The 21,141-nt window shown below is 64.2% G+C and carries 19 protein-coding genes and 6 pseudogenes; 15 read left to right on the top strand and 10 right to left on the bottom strand.

Annotation, left to right across the window (positions count from 1 at the left end; genetic code table 11):
- The first annotated feature begins 140 nt into the window (after positions 1–140).
- Together ACH4C6_RS34365 and ACH4C6_RS34360 are read left to right on the top strand one after the other, a co-directional pair.
- Positions 141–915 (top strand): annotated as a pseudogene (locus tag ACH4C6_RS34365) (transposase).
- A 66-nt stretch (positions 916–981) separates the two neighbouring features.
- Positions 982–1,415: pseudogene (locus ACH4C6_RS34360) on the top strand (transposase); the annotation flags it as partial.
- A gap of 127 nt (positions 1,416–1,542) precedes the next feature.
- Here the strand turns inward: ACH4C6_RS34360 and ACH4C6_RS34355 are convergent.
- From ACH4C6_RS34355 to ACH4C6_RS34340, 4 genes are all read right to left on the bottom strand, one after another.
- Positions 1,543–3,363, bottom strand: a complete 1,821-nt coding sequence (locus tag ACH4C6_RS34355) for a hypothetical protein (protein WP_398112583.1) — start codon at positions 3,361–3,363, stop codon at positions 1,543–1,545.
- A 433-nt stretch (positions 3,364–3,796) separates the two neighbouring features.
- Positions 3,797–4,420, bottom strand: a complete 624-nt coding sequence (locus ACH4C6_RS34350; RefSeq protein ID WP_398112582.1) for a transposase — start codon at positions 4,418–4,420, stop codon at positions 3,797–3,799.
- Between the two features lie 85 nt (positions 4,421–4,505).
- Positions 4,506–4,832: a hypothetical protein gene (locus tag ACH4C6_RS34345; protein ID WP_398112581.1), complete on the bottom strand. Its 327-nt coding sequence runs from the start codon at positions 4,830–4,832 to the stop codon at positions 4,506–4,508.
- 365 nt (positions 4,833–5,197) lie between these two features.
- Positions 5,198–5,899, bottom strand: a complete 702-nt coding sequence (locus tag ACH4C6_RS34340) for a DnaB-like helicase C-terminal domain-containing protein (RefSeq protein WP_398112585.1) — start codon at positions 5,897–5,899, stop codon at positions 5,198–5,200.
- A gap of 455 nt (positions 5,900–6,354) precedes the next feature.
- Between ACH4C6_RS34340 and ACH4C6_RS34335 the strand changes: the two genes are divergently transcribed.
- Together ACH4C6_RS34335 and ACH4C6_RS34330 are read left to right on the top strand one after the other, a co-directional pair.
- Complete coding sequence (locus tag ACH4C6_RS34335; protein WP_398112580.1) at positions 6,355–6,594, top strand: hypothetical protein; 240 nt, start codon at positions 6,355–6,357, stop codon at positions 6,592–6,594.
- 828 nt (positions 6,595–7,422) lie between these two features.
- Positions 7,423–8,238 carry a hypothetical protein gene (locus ACH4C6_RS34330; protein WP_398112579.1) on the top strand — a complete coding sequence of 272 codons (816 nt, stop codon included), beginning with the start codon at positions 7,423–7,425 and terminating at the stop codon, positions 8,236–8,238.
- 213 nt (positions 8,239–8,451) lie between these two features.
- Here the strand turns inward: ACH4C6_RS34330 and ACH4C6_RS34325 are convergent.
- A pseudogene (locus ACH4C6_RS34325) lies at positions 8,452–9,799 on the bottom strand (IS1380 family transposase).
- Between the two features lie 155 nt (positions 9,800–9,954).
- Here ACH4C6_RS34325 and ACH4C6_RS34320 point away from each other — a divergent pair.
- The 6 genes and pseudogenes from ACH4C6_RS34320 to ACH4C6_RS34295 form a co-directional block, all read left to right on the top strand.
- The gene (locus tag ACH4C6_RS34320) at positions 9,955–10,218 is read left to right on the top strand and encodes a hypothetical protein (protein ID WP_398112578.1); all 264 of its coding nucleotides are present in this window, start codon (positions 9,955–9,957) and stop codon (positions 10,216–10,218) included.
- A gap of 44 nt (positions 10,219–10,262) precedes the next feature.
- Entirely contained in the window at positions 10,263–11,030 is a 768-nt protein-coding gene (locus ACH4C6_RS34315; protein ID WP_398112577.1) for a transposase, read from the top strand.
- A 166-nt stretch (positions 11,031–11,196) separates the two neighbouring features.
- On the top strand, positions 11,197–12,015 hold the full coding sequence (locus ACH4C6_RS34310; RefSeq protein WP_398112576.1) for a hypothetical protein: 819 nt from the start codon (positions 11,197–11,199) through the stop codon (positions 12,013–12,015).
- Between the two features lie 91 nt (positions 12,016–12,106).
- Positions 12,107–12,322: a hypothetical protein gene (locus tag ACH4C6_RS34305; protein ID WP_398112575.1), complete on the top strand. Its 216-nt coding sequence runs from the start codon at positions 12,107–12,109 to the stop codon at positions 12,320–12,322.
- 113 nt (positions 12,323–12,435) lie between these two features.
- Complete coding sequence (locus ACH4C6_RS34300; RefSeq protein ID WP_398112574.1) at positions 12,436–13,878, top strand: hypothetical protein; 1,443 nt, start codon at positions 12,436–12,438, stop codon at positions 13,876–13,878.
- A gap of 920 nt (positions 13,879–14,798) precedes the next feature.
- Positions 14,799–14,927: pseudogene (locus ACH4C6_RS34295) on the top strand (IS110 family transposase); the annotation flags it as partial.
- 269 nt (positions 14,928–15,196) lie between these two features.
- On the opposite strand, the gene ACH4C6_RS34290 reads toward ACH4C6_RS34295, so the two are convergent.
- A complete protein-coding gene (locus ACH4C6_RS34290) occupies positions 15,197–16,174 on the bottom strand; it encodes a hypothetical protein (protein WP_398112573.1) in 978 nt (325 codons plus the stop codon).
- 380 nt (positions 16,175–16,554) lie between these two features.
- Here ACH4C6_RS34290 and ACH4C6_RS34285 point away from each other — a divergent pair.
- A pseudogene (locus tag ACH4C6_RS34285) lies at positions 16,555–16,801 on the top strand (IS30 family transposase); the annotation flags it as partial.
- Positions 16,743–17,519, top strand: a complete 777-nt coding sequence (locus ACH4C6_RS34280; RefSeq protein ID WP_398112584.1) for a transposase — start codon at positions 16,743–16,745, stop codon at positions 17,517–17,519. The pseudogene ACH4C6_RS34285 and the gene ACH4C6_RS34280, both read left to right, overlap by 59 nt.
- Before the next feature lie 111 nt (positions 17,520–17,630).
- Here the strand turns inward: ACH4C6_RS34280 and ACH4C6_RS34275 are convergent, their stop codons facing one another.
- Complete coding sequence (locus ACH4C6_RS34275; protein WP_398112572.1) at positions 17,631–17,939, bottom strand: transposase family protein; 309 nt, start codon at positions 17,937–17,939, stop codon at positions 17,631–17,633.
- Between the two features lie 475 nt (positions 17,940–18,414).
- Here ACH4C6_RS34275 and ACH4C6_RS34270 point away from each other — a divergent pair.
- Positions 18,415–18,594: pseudogene (locus ACH4C6_RS34270) on the top strand (IS5/IS1182 family transposase); the annotation flags it as partial.
- Between the two features lie 748 nt (positions 18,595–19,342).
- Here ACH4C6_RS34270 and ACH4C6_RS34265 read toward each other — a convergent pair.
- Genes ACH4C6_RS34265 through ACH4C6_RS34255 form a run of 3 tightly spaced genes read right to left on the bottom strand, consistent with a single transcriptional unit; the run spans position 19,343 to position 19,884 of the window.
- The gene (locus tag ACH4C6_RS34265; protein ID WP_398112571.1) at positions 19,343–19,561 is read right to left on the bottom strand and encodes a hypothetical protein; all 219 of its coding nucleotides are present in this window, start codon (positions 19,559–19,561) and stop codon (positions 19,343–19,345) included.
- Between the two features lie 21 nt (positions 19,562–19,582).
- The gene (locus ACH4C6_RS34260) at positions 19,583–19,732 is read right to left on the bottom strand and encodes a hypothetical protein (RefSeq protein WP_398112570.1); all 150 of its coding nucleotides are present in this window, start codon (positions 19,730–19,732) and stop codon (positions 19,583–19,585) included.
- The gene (locus ACH4C6_RS34255; RefSeq protein ID WP_398112569.1) at positions 19,699–19,884 is read right to left on the bottom strand and encodes a transposase; all 186 of its coding nucleotides are present in this window, start codon (positions 19,882–19,884) and stop codon (positions 19,699–19,701) included. The genes ACH4C6_RS34260 and ACH4C6_RS34255 overlap by 34 nt, the downstream gene beginning before the upstream one ends.
- Here ACH4C6_RS34255 and ACH4C6_RS34250 point away from each other — a divergent pair.
- Complete coding sequence (locus ACH4C6_RS34250) at positions 19,868–20,086, top strand: hypothetical protein (protein WP_398112568.1); 219 nt, start codon at positions 19,868–19,870, stop codon at positions 20,084–20,086. The two genes, ACH4C6_RS34255 and ACH4C6_RS34250, sit on opposite strands and share 17 nt — an antisense overlap.
- A 229-nt stretch (positions 20,087–20,315) precedes the next feature.
- Positions 20,316–20,717, top strand: coding sequence for an IS3 family transposase (locus tag ACH4C6_RS34245; protein WP_398112567.1), 402 nt, complete (start codon positions 20,316–20,318; stop codon positions 20,715–20,717).
- The last annotated feature ends 424 nt before the right edge of the window (positions 20,718–21,141 follow it).

Here is a 21,141-nt window from a genome sequence, read left to right as displayed (position 1 = left end):
ACTGATGATCACCGCACACGTTGAGTTCCCCACCACCTGACCATGTTCAACGATCGAGAACTCGACGTCTCACCGCCTACCATGCACGAGCTCGTAGAGGCTGTCCCGTAACTGCTGGTCAGAGGTGAGATGATCTTGCCGTGGCTGGTGTGATCACGGCGTTGGAGCCCTCCTGGATAGGCCCGTTCACAGGGCTGAGCCCGCGGCAGTTCAACAAGCTGATCACCGCGTTGCGGCGCGAGGGAGCCGATCCGGTCCGCAAGGGCCGGCCGTGGTCGCTGCCGTTGGAGGACCGGGTGCTGCTGGTGGCCGCGTACTGGCGCACCAACCTCACACTGCGCCAGCTTGCCCCGCTGTTCGGCGTCTCGAAGTCGGCGGCCGACCGGATCGTCGACCACCTCGGGCCGGCTCTCGCCCTCCAGCCCCGGCGGCGCTTCCGCAAGGATACCGTGCTCATCGTGGACGGCACGCTGGTGCCCACCCGTGACCGGGCTGTGGCCGCCTCCAGCAAGAACTACCGCTACTCCACCAACCACCAGGTCGTCATCGACGCCGACACCCGCCTGGTCGTCGCCGTCGGCAAGCCGCTGCCGGGCAATCGCAACGACTGCCGGGCCAGGCAGGAGTCCGGCGCGAAGGCCGCCGTCGGCACCGCCCCCGCGGTGATCGCCGACGGCGGTTACCGCGGCACCGGCCTGGCCATCCCGCACTACCGCCAGCACAAGGGACGAGAACCTGCCCGCATGGAAGGAGAACCACAACGCCTCCCACCGCAAGGTCCGCGCCCGTGTCGAGCACACCTTCGCCCGCATGAAGAGCTGGAAGATCCTGCGCGACTGCCGCCTCAGAGGCGACGGCGTCCACCACGCCATGCTCGGCATCGCCCGCCTGCACAACCTCACCCTCACCAGATGACAGGTAAACGAGCAGGTCATCCGGCATGTCACAGGGCATTTACGGGACACCGTCTAATGGAGCCACGTCGACCTGCTGCGGAACTCCTTCCGCTATGCCGCCCGCCAGGACTGGGACAAGATCTCGAAGGTCCTCAAGCCGGTCTACACCGCGGCGAAACGAGGAAGTCGCAGTCGAGCGGTTCGCGGAGTTCGCCTACACGTGAGACAAGAAGTATCCGGCAATCGTGCGGCTTTGGGAGAACGCACGGGAGGAGCCCCTTCCTCCGCCTCGACACCGAGATCCGGCGCATCGTCTGCACCACGAACGCCATCGAGTCCGTCAACGTGGGGATTCGGCGGACGGTCAAGGCTCGCGGCCACTTTCCGAACGAGCAAGCCGCCCTGCAATGCGTCTACATGGCAATCATGTCGCTCGACCCGACCGACAAGGGCCAGGCCCGCTGGACTGTGCGGTGGAAGACCGCCTTGAACGCCTTCGACACCACGTTCGACGGCTGACTCTCAGTAGCATGCCAGCAACCCTCAGCAACCCAAGTTACACCGCTCGTTTGGCAGACCCGACGACAGCCGGGTCTGCCGCCGGTTGGGCTGCGTGTTGACGGTGGAGCGAAACCCCTGAGGGTGGTCAGCGTGTCGGCTGGTTCGTGTTTGTGCTGGTGCGTGCCTTGCGGTTGGTTTCCGCTTGCTGCTGTGCGGGCTGGGGATGCGGTGGCCCGGCTACCGCCTGGATCGATGCGGCTTGTGCTGTCGTCGCTTCCTTCCGCGGGGAGGGCTCTGCTTCGTTCAGATAGGGGCCTGCTGCCAGCTTCAGGGAGCTGTACCCGGCGTAGCGGTTGGGACCGGGAGCGGGGGTGCCGTGCTGTGGGGCGGAAGGCCCCGGGGCGTACGTCGGCTGCCCGGACGCGTCGTCGGCTGGGTAAGCCCCAGGGGCGGCCATCGGCTGGGAAGGGCCCGCAGTCCCACCAGACTGATAGGGATAAACGGAGGCAGCCCAATCAGGCTCCGCCCTGTGGGCAAGGGCTCCGGCGTGCTGGCTTTGAGGGCTGTCCGAGGCGGCGGCTACCGGATGCGCACCGAGCTGGGCATGGATACCGGTATTTGCCTTGTAATAATTCTCCATGTATGCCGCGTATGCCTCAGAAGGAGGTGGCAGCCGGATCCCCTTTCTCGAGAATACGCCTTGAGCAGCTTGAGAAATGGAATTTATGGGAGTCCACGCCTTATTCCATAGGTGTTCGCTTTCTTCGAACTTCTCATGCCATTCCCTGACAACAGACTGCTCTTCCAGGGGAAGTTCCGAGAATGCTTCATTTAGTTCGATTGTGAGTGTTTCCACTTGGGAAGCGCTCCAAGTGATCGGCACCTGCGGCTCCCCTTGGCGAACTGCTATCCAGTAATCGAAAGAAGCTTTGGCGCACTGATAGGAGGCTTCGCTCAGATTTAGCAAAAGACGAGGGCTCAATATGTCATTCTCATTTACAGGGACACTGTCGATGTGATCGACTTTGAACGGATTATTAAAAAAGTAGGCCTCCTTGTTGTGGGCTCCCAGTATGGCGTGAAGGTTGTGGAATTTCCAACGCGCAACGTCTCTTGCCCTACTCGCTGAATCTGCGTGAGAGGCGGCTATTTCAGGGCTCCAGCGAGATATGTAGCCGTTCCATTCAGGGATATCCTTTTGAGCCCATGAATAGCCAAACATAGATACAAGTGCCCCAAAACAGGCCGAATTGGCCGTCAATAGCTGGGAGCGCTCTGGCAAATCACGACTGCCCATCATGTCGTGTATGTAGAGGACGAGGTCTTGCACGAGTCCAAGATTTTCATGGGCTCCCCGAAGGGCCAGCAGGCGATACCGGAACTCATTTCGCCCCGCCCTTTTTCCTTTGTTCCCTTTGATCGTGTCATTGTCGAGCGCATTTAGCGCGCCGTCGAGATCAGGTGTCACACCAGCCGCGAGGGTGCTGCTCAATTTATGTCGAATTTCTTGCACGGCATCGTGAACAGCCGGGAACCATTTCCCCTCGAGGCTGGTTTCAAGTGTGCGTACACTTGCCACCAAGTGGCTAACATGAAATCCTTCGCCCTCGCGCGGTGCAGGATTCCACTCGTACGCAGGGACTTGAGCAAATGACTCTTCCAAAGCTTTCAGGTGCTCACTTCCGAGTGGCCCATTACCTGGATCGTTATAGTTACCGCCTTTTTCTCCAAATAGCCCATTCTCGAGAAAATCTGGATACTCGCCAACAGCCTTATTGGATACTAGATAGTCGCGCTGGGACTCGTGAGAGTCGTCGCTATAAGGCACCTGTGTAAGGTATCCTTCTTCGGCCAGGCGATGGACTGGGTCATCGGCCTCGAGTTCATATACATTGTGGTAAATTCCATTCTTAATCATCACCTGCCGGAGGAGTGCGATTTCTTGTTCGGTGAGAGTGGTAGGCATGAAGATTTCCCCATTGCAGAGTTGTTCAACCGAGGCTTTTCAGACGGCAAGCCTTTTACAACCTGCCTGTCAGATCCGTCGACCATGTCCGGCGGAGTATTCGTCGCACGGCGGACGACTGTGGCTCTACTGGTCCAGAAAGTGAACCAGCGGACATGGTCACTCGCCAGTAAGCCCTTGACCAGGACAGACGCGAGGTGGAATACGCTCAATGGCAGTACTGGTGGTTGGCTCTGCCATGAAAAAGCCTATTTTGTCTGTCGACCGAAGGGGCCTTGTTGGTTCGGTGTCCCGCTATGTTCGAGTCCCGCGTGAGCTGGTCGAGCGTGTTGCCTGGCTGCTGTACGAGCACTGCCACGCACGCAATACCCGCTGCTGGCCGCTTGGTATGGCCGCTCCGTTAGGGTGACTACGGCTGGCTGCACAAGTCGGTTCACTGAGCTCGCCGAGGTACTTCCTGTTGACCGCGGCCGCGGTGAAGTCGCGGCCGATCAGGTCCGGGGCCTTCGCCGCTGCATGGTCCGCGACGGTGGTGCGGTGCCGGCGGCGCAGGCGGACTCCCGCGAGCGCGATGGTCCGCATCATCCTCGCGAGGCGCTTGGGGTGGAACACCGGGCAGCCCTCGTCGCGGAGTTCGGCGGTGATCCTGGGAGCTCAAGCGCCAGTGGTAGAAGCTAGAGCGGGGCAAGCCGAGGATGCCGCAGAGCCGCTTCACGCCGAACCGGGGCTGGTGATCGACGAACTGGCAGCGGTTCACCAGCGCCTCCGTCGCGAAATACCGGGCCGCCTTGCGGAGGATGCCGCGCTCTTCTTCCAGCTCACGGTTCCGCTTGCGGGCTGCGGCGAGCTCCGCCTGAACGTCGTCACCGCCATCCCGGGCAGCGGCCGGCCCTGACGAGTGGGTGCCTGGGAGGCGGCCGTCGGCCGCCCGGACCCAGTTGCGCAGCGTCTCGGAGTCCACCCCGAGATCAGTGGCGACGAACTTGACCCTCGCTCCCGGCCTCAACCGGTACAACGAGACCGCGTCCGCCTTGAACCCGGCGGGGTAGTGCTTCATCCCCACGGGGACTCCGCTCTCCTCGACCATTAAGATCCAAGTGTCTACGGTGTCCAAAATCCGGGGTCAGGGCCTGCCTTGCACTCTACCGAGTCCGCCCCTGCCCCTTGACTTGCCCGAGTGAGTTAACCATTCGTGTGTCCTCGGCATTCCGATGCCGGACATGCCTGTCATATGCCGGGGCCTGCTGAGCAACCTTCACCAGACGGTGGGCGGCCACGCGTGCAGCGGCAATTTCTCGCTGCTCTTCCGACAGCATCATTTTGTAAACCGCAGCATGAGATTTGCCCTCGGCCCACGTCACGAATTCGTTCAAAGGAATACCTTTGTGCTCAGCGTACTGACTCACTGTCATTTCAGTTTTGAGCCAATTGGTGAGCCTGTCGAGAACTTCAAGTTGCGAATAGGGCATTTTTCCTCCTTGAGAGCGGTTGGGATTTACCTTAGCTCCTGCGTGTGTGCACGAGGAGACGTCTTACCATTGCTGACGTGTGCCGATTATTTCGATGACACGGAGCGGCTGCTGCGCAGCCTTGCCGATGCTCCTTGCTCTATGCCGGTCTGGGATTCGAGGGCCATCTTCGCGGCATCACATCCTCTTACTCGCGGAAGCCGATCCAAGAGTTCTACGCCTGACGTACTTGTCAGGTTCACCAGCCCATGCTCGAGTTGACTGACAGCATGTCAATGAACCCTTCTCGTCCTGATCGCCAGACAATCTCGATAGCGTGAACGGCGGCGATGGCAGGGCTGATCCGGTTCGGGCTGCAACGGGCCTTAGGGCTTGCCGGGAATCAACACGTCGGTTTGATCTTGGTTTTGTCGGGGTCGAGAAACCTGGCGACGTCTTCTCGTGTGCGGAAGCGGGCCGTCGCTGTCCACGACGGCGACGACCGGTACGTGAAGGGTGCGTGCGAGGCCGGCCAGGACCTGGGAGGCATCCGGGAGACGCTCTCCGGACAGCGGGAGGCGGGCGCTGTGGGCGGCCTGAAGGCGGTCCACGACCACGAGGGCCAGGCCCTCCATGTGCGGCGCGGTTTCCGCGATGTCCTCGGCCGTCAGGTTGGTGCCGTCATCGATCAGCAGCAGGTCGCCCGCCTGGACCAGCTGCCGGGCGACCTGCTGCTCCTGCGCGGTGAGGCGGCCCTGCTTCAGACGCGGGTAGTCGCCGCCGGTCTCGGCGGAAACGATCCGGCGGCAATGTCGTCCCTGTTGGGTCCGGACGCCGCGTAGAGGACCGTGTGACGATCGACGAGCGCGGTCTGCCGTGCGGCAAGACCCAGCAGGCTCCCGCCGACGTTCGGGGCGGCCGCCACGAGCGTCAGCCGACCTGGCTGCAGACCGCCCGTCGCGGCGTCCAGGCCGGGCAGCCCGAACAAGGCTCCGCCGACCGGGCCGTCGGTGAGTCCGGAACCGATGGCGTCGCCCAGCGTGGCGAGCCGGCGCGGCGCGCTGTTGCGGTCGCCGCGCCGGGTGCACGGCCGTGTCGGATGAGAGGGCACTTGAGGCGTGGTCGACGGGGAGCAGTACCGCAACCGGCGTGGTGTTGCGAAGGAGGACCTGTGGTTGGCCCTTCGCTGCCAGCGTCACGAGGTCACCGAGGTCCTTCTGCGCCGTACTCAGCACGGGGGCCGGGAAGGCATCGCTCTTCCGGGCTGCCGGGAACCGGTCCAGCGGCGCGAGCAGAGCGTGCACCTTGTGCTGAGTGATCACCGTGATGCGCCCCTTCTCTTCGACGAGCTTCACCCGCGAGTACAGGCTGGTCCGCGCTGCGGTCGCGCTGATCACCTGCTCTTCCTGCGGCGACTGACTCACTCACCCGCCCAAAGGGCTTAGCTCCCCAAGATAATATCCAGACCCACTCAGTCGATTGAAAAATCCACTATGTCTTTCGCAATTATTACCTATTATTTACGGCCTTGTACGAGCAGTGAGTGCGCAGCCAAGGGATCACTGCGCAGTACAACAAACCCCTCAAGGCCGAATACATCGCCGAGCAGGCCGTCGACTTCGAGCGGCGCTGGCAGACCCTCGTCCGACACCACGCCAACGCGCGCAGCAGTAAGCCCGCCACCACGCACCGGCTGCGCATCGGCCTCATGCCAGCCGTCCGGCTGCGCAATGAGAAGAAAACCCTGATCAGGGGCGCATTGCGCAGGCATTGTGATCATTAGACGAGTCCAATCGTTGCGGGTCAGGAGCACTCTCCGCTTATTTGATCAAGCCTCGGACAGTCCACCTCATGAAAGCGCGAGGCTAAGCAGTGTTGACGGCACGGCCCGCGATCAGGCGCGCAAGCTCCTGGCGCAACATCTGCCGCAACGTTTGGAGCAACCGGGCCCCTCACCCCCGGCCCCTCACCCCCGGCCCCTCGCCCCCACCCCACCGCCCCGCTTCAGCGGCCGGGCAGCGCAGAGGCCAGCCGACGCGCAACAAGGTCAAGAGCCGCCCCTCCCCCCGCCGGACCGACCTCCGCCCCAACCCTGCCCCATCCTCTTTCTTCCTGATCTGGGCGGCGAGGGAGGCTCCAAGGGGGATGTCGGCCTCCCGACCACGCGCAAAACGCGTGGTGACCTGCGAGAACGCGGAGGCCGCCGGAAAGGTGGTGCAGCAGATGTCGCAGGGGTTGTTGCAGGAGATGCCGGCCAGGTTTTCGGTGGGGTTCTCGGCCCCCATGCCGGTCAGTCCCGGCGTGGCCACCAGCGGCGCCGCCTGCCGGTGCCGGAGGCGACCTCGTCCTCCCTGGCCGGAGAGGATATCGGCGTGGTGTCGGGCACCGGGGGCTCTTGCATGTGGCGAGGGATGGTCGGCCGGTCCGGAGCCGGGGTCATGCCGAGGGGGCCTGCCTCGTCACCACCCCCGCTGACCAGGGTGACTGAGTCCGTCATCCCTTGCGGGCATGACGGACACCTGCCGGCCGACGGAAGCGGGTGAACCTGGCGCACCTCGCACACGTAAGAAGAAGGGACAAGTGCGAGCATAAGTGAACGGCGGTGGAATAAATGTGGTCATTCGGCGCGAAAGATCTGCCAGAATTGAAAGCCTTTGATTTCAAATTGGCTGCACTACTCACAGTGGTTGAAGAGTTGTCCGGTTATGCGCCAGAAGCTGTAAAGCATTGGGTGCGAAATGGTGATAGGTACGATCCAGAAATCAAGGAGCATGCCCTCATCGAAGGCGTCGCCCAGCTCGGCTACTCCGGAAAGGATCGTACCATCGATGTGCTGCAGAACGTGCTGGATACAGCGAATGAGCAGGCGCGGCGTAGAGGCAAACCTGAGATCACCATGGAAGACGTTAAGAAACGACATGCCCAAAATCTAGCCGCATACCGCAGGCAATTCCGTATGCAGACTGGAATCATCGGCCATCTCTTTACGGGAGAACAAGCGAAGAAGGTCCTCCGCACCACGTCCAACTTGGTGGCCGAATTGGCGAGAAATCTCGAACCCAGGAAGGTCAATCTTCTGGCCGTAGCGGTCGCGAAGTTCGGTACCGAAGCTTTCAGCGCCGACGATGCATACGCGGCCGCAGGAATTACGCCCGGCTCCAAAGGTGAAACCTTCAAAGATCTGCATGACCAAAATTACCTGGTTGCAGTAAGTTCCACCGGAAAGCCTCTATATAAGATCAACTACGGAAAAATAGAGGCCGTGTTAGCTGCCAACACCGCCAATGCTTTCGCTGCTGCACACTCTCAAATACCATCGGTCGGGCGGGATACCGTACCTGTGCCAAATGATGCTCTCATGGGCCAGCTTCCCGCAAATAGGGTCACCTCCTTGGCACGTCCCCAGGGACCACGGGCTCGTAAGTAGAGCGCTTTCACGTGCACCAGCAGCAGGGGAGTTCCAGAGTTCTGGTGGCTAGCCTCAATCTTTCGTGACGGTCCGCCGACGGAATCGGCGGACCGTTTCGCTTTCGGTGGCTGATGCCGGGCAGGCCGGTGGCCCGGCTCTCGCGTCGGGTGGGCGCCGGGTTCCACTGCTCCGGTAGGGGCGGTGCTCCTCGTAGAGGTGGAGAGACGCTGGTCAGCCGGGCTTCGGCAGGAGAGAGAGTCGTGCGAGGGCTGCGATGATCTCGCTGGTCCATGGCCAGTGGCGGGCGAGGCGGAGGATGCGGCGCCGGCCGGTGGTGGCGAGCTGGGCGGCTCCGGAGAAGAGGCGGAGCCGAAGACGGCGGGGTTCCAGAATCGGGCTTTGCCGGTCAGAGCGAGCATGGGCATCCAGTCCAGCAGGTCGAGAGCGGTCTGGACGATCTCCAGCCAGACCCTGTTCTGCGCGGTGTCGTGCAGGGGCAGGTCGCGCAGGCCGGTCGCGCGGGCGGCCCGGATCCGGTCTTCGGCCCTGGCCCGCAGCCGGTGACGAAGCTCGAGTTCGGCGATCGGACGGCCAGCGGTGTTGGTGGCGAAACAAGCGACCCGCATGCCGTCCGCTTCGGTGATCCGCAACTGGGCCCCAGGATGAGGCCGTTCCTTGCGGACGATCAGCCGCATCCCTTTCGGCCAGCCGTCGAGCAGGTCGCCGGTGAATTCGGCGAGCCAGGCCCCCTCGCGGACCTCGCCGCCGGTCTCGACGGCCGGGGTCCATGCCGAGGCGGGGATCTTCAGAACCTGCTGGTGGATGGTTTCGGTGCTCACCATGCCAACGGAGTAGGACAGCCAGCGCCCGCGCCGGGCGAGCCACGAGACGAACTCGTGGGTGCCGCCCGCGGAATCACAGCGGATGAGGGTCTGCTGTCCGCGCCGGTATTTCTTGGGCAGCTGGGCGAGGGCGAGACGGGCGGTGGTGATGTGGTCGACGGCGGTGTTCGAGCCCGCGTCCCCGGGGCGGAGAAGAGCGGCGACGGGTTCGCCGGTTCCGCCCGGCCCGTGGTTGACGAACCCCAGCAGGGGGTGATGGCCATAGGTCTTCTTCCAGGTCGGGCCGCGTCTTGCTTGTCGGAGTGGGCGACGACCAGGACTCCGTCCAAGTCCACGATCACCTGCCCACCAGTGTCCGGTGATCGGCTGCCAACCAACTCCCAGACTCGCCGGAGGACTTCGGAGCGTGCGGTGCGGATGGCGGTCAATGCCTCTCGCCGACAGTGGCGAGGGCGTCACCCAAGCGGGAGACCGTCGGGTCGGAGGCGACCGGTCCGAACAGGGCCGGCTCGCCCGCAGCATCGCGATGTCGGCAAGGCAGTCCACGCCGAGCGCGACCGCCAGCGCGACGTCCAGGAGGATCTTGCCCGGGTCGTGGACGGACCGCGGCTTCCGCCAGGGGGGGCAAGCGCTGCGGATACGGACTGGTCAAGGCCAGTCTTGCGGACAGTTTCGACCCGCAAGACCGACCCGGCCTGCGAGACCACGGTCCGGCCGTCGTTCCGGACCAGGGGCATTGCGTGTTCGCGGCTTGGGTGGGATCGTCCCGCAGGGTCCGGGACTGTCTGGTGCGGCGGGCGGATGCAGATGCAGGCACGACTTCGGTGATCATGTAGGTGTCGAATCCGCATGACCACAACCGAAGACCGTGTCTGCGTCCCTGTCTTCTCCCATGCCTCGAGGGTTGGAGCAACTGGCCCGTACCCGCTTGCCGCAGCCGCTGCCCGACGCGGTCTGCCTGGCCCGTTTCCTGGCCGGGCTGCCCGAACCGCGTGACCGCCGTGGCCGGCGTTTCCCGCTTGTCGCCGTCGTGTCGGCGGCCGCCGCCGGTGTGCTGGCCGGCGCCCGGTCCCGGTCCCGGCAGAACCGGATCGGCAACGCGGCCGCGCGCCGCGATGCCCGCGCCCCGTCCCGAGTGCGGCACTCCACCACCTAGGGGTTGTCCCGTAACTGGTGTGGCGGTTGGTGCGTTGGTTGGGCATGGGTGGGGTGATCTCAGCGGATGATCCTAAGTGGATCGAGCCGTTCTCGGGCCTGACCGAGGTGCAGTTCGCCAGGTTGGTCGCGTTGGTGCGGCGTCGCGGTGGCGACGTCCAGCGCGGCCGTCCCTGGCGGCTGCCGCTGGAGGACCGCGTGTTGCTGGTGGCGACGTACTGGCGCACGAACCTGACGTTGCGGCAGGTGGCGCCGTTGTTCGGGGTGTCGAAATCTGCGGCGGACCGCATCCTCGATCACCTTGCGCCGCTGCTGGCCATCTCACCGGCCCGCCGGCCGCGCAAGGACACCGTCTACATCGTCGACGGCACACTCGTGCCCACTCGCGACCGCACCGTCGCGGCGTCCAGCAAGAACTACCGGTACTCGACGAACTTGCAAGTCGTCATCGACGCCAACAGCCGTCTGGTCGTGGCGATTGGCCTCCCGCTGCCCGGCAGCCGCAACGACTGCCGGGCGTTCACCGAGTCCGGCGTCGACCGGGCCTGCCGCGGCACACCGACCATCGCTGACGGCGGCTACCAGGGCACCAGCCTGCTCATCCCACACCGCAAACGGCGAGGTCAGGAACATCTCAGCCCGCAGCAGGAAGCGGAGAACGCCGTCCATCGCCGGGCGCGAGCCCGGGTGGAACACGCCCTGTCGCGATTGAAGAACTGGAAGATCCTGCGGGACTGCCGGCCGAAGGGCAACGGCGTTCACCAGGCCATGCTCGGCATCTCCCGGCTCCACAACTTGGCCCTCACCGGATAACTGACACCCCATACGGGACAACCTCTACCTGAGGGACGTCGGATTCGGGGGACTGGCTCCGGACGCCGGGCTGGATGTCTCGTTCCGGGGCTGGCGACCCCATCGAAACCGCGCCGCCTGCGAGCTGGCGCTGATGACGGGGATGCGGATCCAGGAGTGGTCCACTTTGCTCCTGCCCGAGCTCGGGCTGGTGGATGGCCAGCGGCCGACGTTCGCGGACGTCGAGCTGAAGGCTTGCGCCAAGTTCGGACGGCCGCGCTCGGTCTATGTCGCGCCGGACCCGATGGCACTACTCGATCCCTACCTGCTGCTCGAACGTCCGGAGATCGTGGCGAAGGCCCAGCGCTCACTTCGGCGGCGGCACCGAGAGCTGTTCGTGCTCCGGGGGCTGGAGGCCGACGGCACGAGGGTCCGCGGGGTGCTCGACGGCCGGACGATCACGCGCACGATCAAGAACATGAAGCCGGACCTGCGGCGTCTGGCGGTGCTGGAGACCGGTGACGGCCTGGATCCGCTGGCGCTGTTCATCGGTCAGGGCGGCAAAATGCTCACCTTCTCGGCTTGGGACAAGACCCGCTGGAGGGCCTGGGACCGGATGAAAGCGTGGGCCGGCAACCGGCACGCGCCGGTGCTGCCCAGGCGGTGCTGGGTCTATCACGACCTTCGGCACACTTTCGCCTTGCGGCTCTTGATCTTTCTGACGCGCGAAGCCCTGAACGACGCCGAGGACCAGGGGCTGCCGATGTCCACGCTGCTGGACCACATGACCGGCAATCCGCTGCTCGTGGTCCAGCGCCGCCTTGGCCACGCACACCCATCGACCACCTACCGCTACATCCGCTACCTGAAGGACCCGATGCGGGAGGTCGATGACGCCTTCCGCGAGTGGACGGCCGTCGGCGGCGCCTCCTACATCACGATCGCCCGCAGCCTGATGGACTTGGAGGACGCCGCCCATGCCCCGTCGCGGCCACTACACCCGTGATTTCCCCGCTCCTGTTCCTCGCCCTGCGGCCCCGGCCCGGGTCGGCGTTCGAGAGGTGTCGACGGTCGACGGTCAGGGCCGCTCTCGGACGGTGACGTTCGATCCGGCACGCTTCACCTGCGCGAAGCTGGCCGGGGAACTCGCAGACGAGTGGGTGGAGTTGGTGGAGGACGCCCGTTACGGGCCGACCTCGGCGACGCACTACCGGCAGACGATCGAGGCGTTCTGCACGCACGTCGATGCCACGTCCCCCGGCCGCACCTGGCCAGTCTGGCGGGCACCGACCCGGACCTGCATCACGCGGTGACGGAATGGGTCCGTCTGCTGCCCTCCCAGCACAGGCCCGGCTCGCGAAGTCCGGCCTGGCATGCAGGTCGGCTGAGGACGCTGATCGGGCGGCGGTCGCTCCACGCCCAGCGTGTGGTCGCTGGGCACTTGCACGGTTGGCTTGAAGGCGCCCTGGGATTGCGCCGGGGGGAGACCACTGAGCTGGACGAGTTCTCCCGGGCCGACAGAAAGAAGATCGTCCAGGCTGCATGGGCCGCGCGCTTGGACGTCGAGAGGCGCCTGGTCCGCGGTTGGGACCTCGTGGCCCGCGGCCGCGATCCACGCGAGGACGGCTGGACCGAGGAGGCCAACCTCCTTTGGGCGATCGCGCACGATGCCCTGAACTGCACGGACATCAGCAGGGCTCTTCCGTCCTGGCGGGACATGCCGGTGAGCCTGCGGCAGCTGGCACCGGCCAGCACCAGCCCGGTCGCCGCGAAGGCCGCCGTCGTCAGGGGCCTGGTGAGGCAGTTGTTCCTGCATAACTCCGATCTGCAGGCTTATCGGATCTTGCTGATGGCAGCCACTGAGCGGGCCCCGGAGGAAGTGGCCGCGCTCACCGAGCACGACATCGAGTTCGGCTCCTCCAGCGTGACCATCGACTTCAGCAAGGGCCGGGCCCGCGCTCGAATGCGCCAGGCATTCAGCACACCGGAGCCGGCGAGCCCGGCTCTGCTGCACCCGGCCCGGCCCCGGCTCGATGCCGGGGAGATCTGCCGTCGGCTGCTGGAACTGAGCAGGCCGCTGGCCGAGCGGTTCGGCATCTCCCCTGTCCCGCTGTTCCTTCGGGCCGCGATGTTCTGGCCGCAGGTCACACCCGCCAGGCTCGACCGGACGTCGACCTTCGCCGGCTGGCTACGGGAGCGAGGGTTGTCAGTCGACGGTCGGCCGGACATCCGGCGCCTGCGCAAGTCCAGCAAGGTCGAGAAGGCCATCACCTTCAAGGGTCGCGTCAGTGATATCGCCGACGACCACTCGGTCCAGACCTTCCACCGCCACTACGCGCACGGCACGACCTTGAAGGTGATCGCCGGCAGCGTGATCACCGCAGCGCAGACGCGCTGGCTCGACCGAGCAGTGGCCGGTCCCGTCGTGCTGGGCGAGAAAGCCGAGCAGTCGCTGGGCCAGCCGGGTTCTGCCGAGGCCCTGGGGCTGTCGGAGCAAGAGGTTGAACAGCTTCGCACCGGGCAGCTCGACATGGGCGTCTCCAGTTGCAGGGACCCGTTCGCCTCTCCCTACGGACGCGCCGGCCAGCTCTGCCCGGTCGCCCCCACCCGCTGCCTCGAATGCCGCAACGCGTTCGTGCTGCCCTCGAACCTCCCCCAGCTTCTGCTCTTCTCCGACCATCTCGAACGCCTGCGGCTGCGGCTGTCGCCTCAGCTGTTCCACACGCTCTGGGGACAGAGCCACGTCAACGTCACCGAAGCGATCAAGGCCCGCACCGACGCAGAGATCGCTCAGGCCCGCCGCCAGATCGCCGAAGGCACTGCGGCGTTACCTCTCCCCCTCTCGGCCCACGTGGAGTTCGACGCATGACCAGCCGCCTGCCGCTCGCCCTGCCCGTCTCGGTCTTCCGGGACGACGAGCCCGTCATCCAGTCCCACCCGCTCCTGGAAGGCGCCTGTCTGCCACTGTTCGGCAACACCGGCTGCTGGGACCTGAAACGGCATCGTCCGCAGGGCCCCGAACCTGGCTGCCGCCGGCTTCCGCGTGATCTTCCGCGAGCTGGACCCTCAGTGGAATCTCCTGGCCAGGGAAATGGCCATGATCTGGTTCAACCCGCGCCACCCAGCCGTACTCGCCCGCGGGCTGCATCTTCCGCCCGACCCGGTGGCACCGCACACGGTCTCCCAGCGCATCGGACACCTGCGAGCCCTGCACGCCTACGGCGTCTCCCGACAGCTTCCCCCATGGGTCGGTGACTGGAGCGACGACGACTTCAAGACGACACCAGCACGAACGCCGTCGTCGACCACCCCACCGTCCCCGAACTCAAAACCCCTGTGATCCGGCCGGAGACATGGTTCCCGCTTGTCCGCGCTGCATGGGCGTACATCAACGACTTTGGCCCCGACCTCCTGCGCGCACTCGATTGCTGGCGCCGTCTTCAGGCGGAAGCCTGCCCGCTGTCCACGGCCGAGGCGGACACCCACTTCACCGCGTGGGTCGCCGACCCCGGCAACAAGGTCCCAGTGCACCAGCTCACGGAGAAACCGACGGTGAACTGGCAGCTGCTGACCTTCCTGATCGGTTTCGAGTCCCGCAAGATGGCCTTCTTCACCAAGCAGAACCGCGCCGGCCTCGCCCGCCGGGCCACCGCCGAACAGCTCGTCGCCGAGGGCCGCATCCGCACCAGCCTGATCGACGGACTGCGCGAGGTGACCAGCCCGGACGACAGCCGCGGCCCCTGGCACGACAGTCTCCAGCCCCGCGAATTCCACCAGCCCACGATCGACTACGTCGCCCGCCGCACCGCCGAGGGCAAGACGAAACGCGAGATCATCAGATGCCTCAAGCGCTACGTCATCCGCGAGGTCTACCACCTGCTTCGGCCGGAACCACGGATGGCCTCCGCGGCGAGTTGACAACTATAGGAGCGTCAACGCCGGGGCGGAGAGTTTCTGGGCCCTGCTCAAGGAAGAGATCGGAACCCGGACCTGGCCCAACCGGGCCACCGCCCGCGCCGACGTCTTCACCTTCATCGAGACCTTCTACAACCGCCGCTTGCGCAAGCACAAGATCTTCGGCTACCTCACCCCGGCCGAGACCAGACAGCGGCATCAACACGCCCTCGCGGCATAGCGAACGAGTGTCCGAGATCACGGGGAAACTTCACGCTCCTCCATCAACCCCATCACCGACGGCATCCCGGCACATCCGCCGATGAGAAGACATGGGATTGGCCATGCGCTTGGGAGATGTTGTAGGCCGAGGGAGAAGGGGCACTATCTGAGCTGGCGTGGTGAGAGGTGCCGGGCACTGTCATCCTTGCAGCCGCAGCCGCTGGTGCCCAATCCCAGGAAGGCTCTGCCAGCACCGCTGTGGTGATTTGCTCCGAGGTGAGGAGGCGGAAGTTGTATTCAGCGTCTTGCAGCTTATCTAGCAGGTACTCAACCCTGGCATCTGTCCACATCTCGATGGGTATGGACTGTATCGCGGTAACAACTTCCGCCTTCTGCAATTTCTGCGGGTTGCTATTTCGCTGTTCGGTGTATACGTCGCTATATTCTGCCAGGGTTAGGCCATAGATGCTTCTGAAAACATCATCATGCCCCGAACTCCAATCGGAGGTGCTGCTGCCCGCCCCTCGGAAGGCTGCCGTATCGGGAAAAACTTCTTGTAGCCATACATCAGACGCCTGTCGCGCAGCGGCATCAGCTCTTACCTCACGTGCCGAATCTCTGCCTCGTTGAGGTGGTCTTCCTACCGCAGGAGCGCCCGCAAGAAGGGAATTAATTAACGCGTCGACGCTCCATTGCTGCGTATATTCCACGTCCTTCCGTTTCGCGGCCTCCCATTTAACAGCAAGTTTTTCGAAGGTTTCTTCTACGTTGATTCGAGCATACAGGGGCGATTTTTCTATCTCCGAAAAAGGAGGCGGCCCCCCCTTCTTGAAAGGGACGGAGTATCGGTTCGAAAGCCATATGGCTATAAGATCGCGCTGCTCGTCTTCACTCAGCTCTTTGATAACCTTACTGCCCACGCCATAGTTCATCAACTTCGAAAATTCGCCGCCCCTTCCGCCGACTATCATAGTGAGCTTATGGGGGTAATCGGGTTTATTTTTGTAACGTTTGATAATGTTCCGAATTTCTCCCGCAGTTAGGCTCATCCAAATCCCCTTGGTTCATGATGTTTCCGTTATGCATTGCTGATTCAGCATCTCAATAATAGCACCACCGCCTTAATACGGGCTTGGGCGGTCGCGATGCGGCTCGCCCTGGTTCCCCTGCATCGCGCTGGCCATGTCGAGTACCTGCGAGCCCTCCCGTGGTGCGGTACGGCGGTCATGGCCGCATGAGGCGGTGGTGTCGTCGCCCGGAATCTGCGGGTGAGGGCGGACGCGGGTCCGCAACTGGCGTCGGTACGCTTCCTTGCCGAGCGGCTTGACCGCCGGGCCGACGAGCCGAGGCCGGGCCGGCCGCCCCACCACCGGTGTCGACCAGGTCGAAGCGGCCGGGTTCGGCCTCGGCACCACGACGGCCTACCGCTCCGTCGCAAAGGGGTCCTGCGTTGGCCGGCTACGGCGCAATATCGATGAAGAAACGCGCTGGCCACAACGATGTCGAGCCTGCCCGCGCAGCTTGCTCGATCGCTGACCTGGGACCGTGGCAAGGAGATGTCGGCCCACACCCAGTTCAAGGTCGAGACCGGAATCCCCGTCTTCTTCGCCGACCCGCATAGCCCCTGGCAGCGCGGCACGAACAAAAACACCAACGGCCTGCTGCGTCAGTACTGGGCTGAGCCCGCGACAGTTCGGCAAGCTGATCACCGCGCTGCGGTGTGAAGGCGCGGACCCAGTGCGCAAGGGCAGGCCGTGGGGCCTGCCTCTGGAGGACCGCGTCTTGCTGGTCGCCGCGTACTGGCGGACGAACCTGCCTCTGCGGCAGTTAGCGCCGCTGTTCGGCATCTCAAAGTCGGCGGCCGACCGCATCATCGACCACCTCGGGCCGTCGCTGGCACTGCAGCCCCGCAAGCGGTTCCGCAAGGACGCCGTGCTGATCGTTGACGGCACCCTGGTGCCCACGCGTGACCACGCGGTCGCCGAGCAGTCGAAGAACTATCGGTACTCAACCAATCACCAGGTCGTCATCGACGCCGACACCCGGCTGGTCGTCGCCGTCGGTCGGCCGGTGCCCGGCAATCGCAACGACTGCAAGGCGTGGGAGCTGTCCGGAGCGAAGGCCGCCGTCGGCAGGGCCACGGTCATCGCGGACGGCGGCTACCGGGGCACCGGCTTGGTCATCCCGCACCGCCGGGAGCCCGGCCAGGCCGAGCTTCCGGCCTGGAAAGAGGAGCACAACACCTCCCACCGCAAGGTCCGAGCCCGCGTAGAGCACACCTTCGCCCGCATGAAGGGCTGGAAGATCTTGCGCGACTGCCGCCTGAAAGCCGACGGCGTCCACCACGCCATACTCGGCATCGCCCGCCTGCACAACCTCACCATCGCTGGGTGACCCAGATACGAACAGGCCCGCAGGCACGGTCCAGATGATTTACGGGACAGCCTTTACGAGCTCGTGCACGGTAGGCAGGGAGACGTCGAGGATGGCGGCGGGGCTCGGTGTTCACCTCTGCCGCGCCGGCGTCAGGTCCGCGGTCTGCTGATGGGACAGCAGGCCGGCGACGGCCTGGACGGTGTCGCTCATGTGCTCGCGGCGGCCGAGGTGGCGGGCAAGAGCTCGCCAGTTCTTCAGGTGAGCGATGCCGTGCTCGACACGGATGCGTCGTGAGGAATGTGCTTTCCGCTGTCGCTCGTGCATCTCCTCGTAGCAGTCCGGGGCGTTCTTCTTGAACTTGCGATGCGGTGGTGTCACCACCCGACCGCTGGTCTGCGCGCCCAGGCCCTCGTAGCCGGCATCGGCGAGAATCTCCACGGCGGGCCCGTCGGCCAGAACTTGACCAGCCCTAACTGGCGAGCGTGGGTAATGTCCGCGCAGCTTCCGGGCTTGGTCGGGCTGCAGAACAGCACCCGGCCGTCCCCGTCCGTGAGCACCATGGTCTTGACTCGCACAACCCCTCGCACACCGCTCGCTCAGTACTCGCACACCGCCCCCGCGTGAGCGAGCAGTGTGCGAGTGCTGAGCGAGCGGGCCGTCGAGGCGCTGGCGCGTGTGCGCAGTCCCCGCTGGACGTCTGCCCACCGCCCCGGCCGCTTCAACGGCCGGCACCAAACATTAACTGCCCTCCACGGACGGCCGCACCCATAAAGAAAACCAGCCCAGTCTCCGCATCACGCCACCAGAAGAGAGATGTCCGTGACAATTCCCATCCCCGCAACTTTTGATTTATCGTTTATGCGACAGGGAAGCAGCGGAAGGCGCTCCACGAAGAGGGGAACTCTCTGACGCCATGTTGAGGACACGCTGGGTAGTTGAGCGAAGTATCGGCTGGATCATGATGCACCACCGCCTCGCCCGCGACTACGAGACGCTCACGGCCAGCTCCGAAGCCATTCCACATCGCCTCGATCGACACCTCGCCAAGCGCGTAACAGACGAAACCACACCCACCTGGCGAGGAACGTACTAGGGCACCAAGGGCAATTCGCCTAGATCAGATGCCCCCTTAGAGGCGTACAGCCCTGCGCCCGCAGGTACGGAATGCCCGCGGCGCCCACCGGCCACGACCTCATCGAGTAGTTAACGATGCCTTGCCTGCAACTTTATTTCGGTGCCTGTTGAGTGAAGACTCGAATATAGTCTCGATCGGCAGAATTGGCTTCGAAAGTGAGTACAGCGGTTATCCTTTGAGGAGGAAGCTGCCGCTTGATTAAATATTCCTGCCGGTCACGACGCACCGCCTCATTTCACCATTTACCGCACAGGGAAAGGCTTCACCGATGACAAAAAAGACTCCAAATTATGACGACATCCTTATCGTAATCAACGCGCTGATGAATAAGCGAGGGGTCTGGAGTGATGTGGCCTATAAAAGATTCATCTTGAAGGCAATCTCGAAACAGCTCGATCAAGGCAGGGCACAAGCGGCGTGGGACTATCTAGTGGAAAAGAATTGTCTCGAGCGTGTCAGCAAGCCGCTGAGAGATGCGGGAAAGAACATGGGATGGAACAAGACGCCGACTCCATATGAGTTGCATGAAGACGAGCTGAATAAGTTGTATCTCATAATAAAGGCTGCACCCCCTTCGGAGGGGACCGATTCGAAGCGGGAGGTAAATCAAGAGGACATCTCTCGCGCGGCTGGCACTATTGCAGTGGACGCCATGCCCGCGACGCAAAGTTTCGGACAAGAGTCCGGTAAGGTCTCACGGTCAGTATCACCACCCCGCAGCGCTCGAGCACTTCGCTAAGGGGTCGCCCGCCGTGTCGGCGTACAAGCGAACGTGCACCACGGTGATCTCGTGCGCGAGCGCGTCGTCGGCGGTTTGACGAGCACGGCGGGCGGCCTCGCCCTCGCACCAGGCGTAGTAGGAGGAGCGGAAGACCTTCAGCACCTGGCACAGCAGGACGATCCGGATAGGCCGCCTTCTCCGCATGGATCACCCGGTACAGCTCGCTCACCGGTCGTTCTCCTTCACGAAGAAGGCCGTCGCTTTTTTCAGGATCTCGATCGTCTGCTGCTGTTCGCAAACCTCCTTGCGCAGCCGCTTGAGCTCCTCGCGCTCGGCGCTGGTCAGCTCACCGGACCCGCCCTCGCCCCGGCCCACCCTTCGCCCGGCGGTACCAGCCGCGTGAAGGACTCGGAGCTGATGCCGAGCTCCCGGGCGACAGCAGTGACCGTCCTGCCCGAGGAATCGACGAGCCCGATCGCGTCCCGCTTGAATTCCTCGGTGGACCGCTTTGTGTACTTGCTTCCCACCTGGTGCTACTGCCTCTCGAACCTCAAGATCCCAGTCTCCTCGTGTCCACGACAAGGGGAAACTTCAGGGCTTGCCGGGGCGCTGACCACGGCCGAGCGCGAGGAACTGGTCCGGCTGCGGCGCAAGGTCCACGAGCAGGAGGCGACGATCGAGGTGCTGGGAAAAGCGACCGCCTTCTTCGCGCAGCAGAAGACGAAGTAGCCGCGCGCTACGCGTTCATTCGACGCGGAGACGGCATCCGAGAGCCATCCGGGCGGCCTTCCGGTGGCGTTCCTGTGCCGGGTGCTGGGCGTGGCACGCTCGGCGTACTACGCCTGGCAGGCGGCGAAGCCCGCTCGTCGAGCACGGCGGCGTGCGGAGCATGAACTCGTTTGCGAGATACGGGTGTTGCACGCCGGGTCGCGGGGTGCCTACGGCGTTCCGCGGATCCATGCCGCTCTTGCGTCGTGCCGGTCGGGTGGTCAACGCCAAGAGGGTCGAGCGGCTGATGCGCGAGCACTGCATCGCCGGGATCACCAGGCGCCGGCGGTGCGGGCTCACGAGGCAGGCGAAGCGGGCGGTCTTCGCCGCCGACCTCATCCGGCGGGACTTCACCGCGCCGCGGCCGGGGATGCGGCTGGCCGGCGACATGACCGAGCTGGTCACCGCCGAGGGCAAGGCCTGCCTGGCCACCTGCATCGATCTGGCGACGCGCGAGCCGCGCTGGCGGCGGCTGCGCTGCGGATTGCGGCGGGCCAGGGCAGTCTGGAGCCGGACTGCATCATGCACACCGATCGCGGGTCGGAATACACGAGTGACGAATTCCACAAAGAGATACGGAAGTTGGGCATGAGGCAATCTATGGCCGTGTCGGCTCCTGTTACGATGCTGCCGCCGCGGAAAGCTAGTTCGCCGTCCTAAAATCCGAGATCGGTACCAGCATGTGGTCGACTCGGGCCGAGGCCCGCGCCGACGTCTTCCGCTTCATCGAGGTCGAGTACAACCGCGCCAGACTCCTCAAGCACCCCGAATACGGGTACGTCACCCCACTCAAAACTCCTGCACACACCTCGCCCCCGCAGCATAATCACCCGCTGTCCAGGTTCAGGGGGAAACTTCACTGCGGTGAAAGCTAACCCACCACGGCCAGCACAAAGTCGAAGACAGCTGCCAGTGCCTCTTACAGCGGCTAACACAATGAGGTGGATCAGTCCTGGCTGCCGTGTCCGGGACGGGAGTTGAGCGTTCGGTCCGGTGTGGGGACGTCGCCGTGGATC

Source organism: Streptomyces sp. NPDC017943, assembly GCF_044328425.1.
In the GTDB taxonomy this organism is placed as follows: Bacteria; Actinomycetota; Actinomycetes; order Streptomycetales; family Streptomycetaceae; genus Streptomyces; species Streptomyces djakartensis_A.
The sequence above is the reverse complement of the archived record's forward strand: the minus strand, read 5'-3'. Positions and strand labels throughout refer to the sequence as shown.

Excerpts from the sequence above, each read along its gene's own strand:
- ACH4C6_RS34245 (WP_398112567.1), top strand. The coding sequence starts at position 20,316 with ATGCCGCTCTTGCGTCGTGCCGGTCGGGTGGTCAACGCCAAGAGGGTC.
- ACH4C6_RS34265 (WP_398112571.1), bottom strand. The coding sequence starts at position 19,561 with ATGCGGAGAAGGCGGCCTATCCGGATCGTCCTGCTGTGCCAGGTGCTG.
- ACH4C6_RS34320 (WP_398112578.1), top strand. The coding sequence starts at position 9,955 with ATGCCTCGAGGGTTGGAGCAACTGGCCCGTACCCGCTTGCCGCAGCCG.
- ACH4C6_RS34315 (WP_398112577.1), top strand. The coding sequence starts at position 10,263 with ATGGGTGGGGTGATCTCAGCGGATGATCCTAAGTGGATCGAGCCGTTC.
- ACH4C6_RS34345 (WP_398112581.1), bottom strand. The coding sequence starts at position 4,832 with ATGCCCTATTCGCAACTTGAAGTTCTCGACAGGCTCACCAATTGGCTC.
- ACH4C6_RS34350 (WP_398112582.1), bottom strand. The coding sequence starts at position 4,420 with ATGAAGCACTACCCCGCCGGGTTCAAGGCGGACGCGGTCTCGTTGTAC.
- ACH4C6_RS34290 (WP_398112573.1), bottom strand. The coding sequence starts at position 16,174 with ATGAGCCTAACTGCGGGAGAAATTCGGAACATTATCAAACGTTACAAA.
- ACH4C6_RS34355 (WP_398112583.1), bottom strand. The coding sequence starts at position 3,363 with ATGCCTACCACTCTCACCGAACAAGAAATCGCACTCCTCCGGCAGGTG.
- ACH4C6_RS34330 (WP_398112579.1), top strand. The coding sequence starts at position 7,423 with ATGTGGTCATTCGGCGCGAAAGATCTGCCAGAATTGAAAGCCTTTGAT.